Annotated in this window: 2 protein-coding genes; both read right to left on the reverse strand. The window is 60.6% G+C overall.

The features are described from left to right. On the reverse strand, positions 1-470 hold a 470-nt coding region (locus AB4Z23_RS27635), incomplete at its 3' end, for an iron chelate uptake ABC transporter family permease subunit (RefSeq protein ID WP_441361199.1). Beyond that, on the reverse strand, positions 467-683 hold a 217-nt coding region (locus AB4Z23_RS27640; RefSeq protein ID WP_441361200.1), incomplete at its 5' end, for an iron chelate uptake ABC transporter family permease subunit. The genes AB4Z23_RS27635 and AB4Z23_RS27640, both read right to left, overlap by 4 nt.

A 683-nucleotide genomic window follows, 5' to 3' on the forward strand; every position in this document is an offset into this window, starting at 1 on the left:
GCCGTGGCGGTGACAATGCCGCCGATCAGCGCACCGGCCGCCGTCTCGTAGTAGCCGCCGGAAAGAAGAAGGATGACGACCAGTGCACCTGTATAGGAGCCGGCGGAGAAGCCGATGATGTCGGGCGAGCCGAGGGGATTGCGGGTGAGGCTCTGGAAGATCGCGCCGCTCATTCCCAGAGCTCCCCCTAGCAAGAAAGCGAGCGCCACACGGGGCAGACGCCATTCCACCACGATTATCCGCACCATGTCGTCGCCCTGGCCCGCGAGCGCACCAAGCACTTCAGACAAGGTGACGGGATATTTACCGACCAGAAGCGATGCCACTGCGATAAAGGCCGCCAGCGTTAGCAGCAGCGTGGCTACAATTAGTGCACGGGCATGAATGAGGAAAGACAATCGGCCCGAGAGCAGCCGAACCGCGACCAAGGTGCGGCCAAAATCGATCTGCGAAGAAGAGTGAAGCGTCATAACCCGCTCGCCTTCTTTCTGCGTACAAGCAGGATCAGTACCGGAGCACCGATGAAGGCGGTAACGATGCCAGCCTCGAGTTCTCCCGGATAAAGGATCAAACGCCCTGCAACGTCTGCAGCCAGCAGGAGCAGCGGTGCGTAGATCATCGTCGTAGGAATGATCCAGCGCTGGTCTGGGCCGGTAAACCAGCGCACCACATGCGGCACCATC

It is taken from the genome of Agrobacterium sp. MCAB5 (assembly GCF_052114365.1).
GTDB lineage: Bacteria > Pseudomonadota > Alphaproteobacteria > Rhizobiales > Rhizobiaceae > Agrobacterium > Agrobacterium tumefaciens.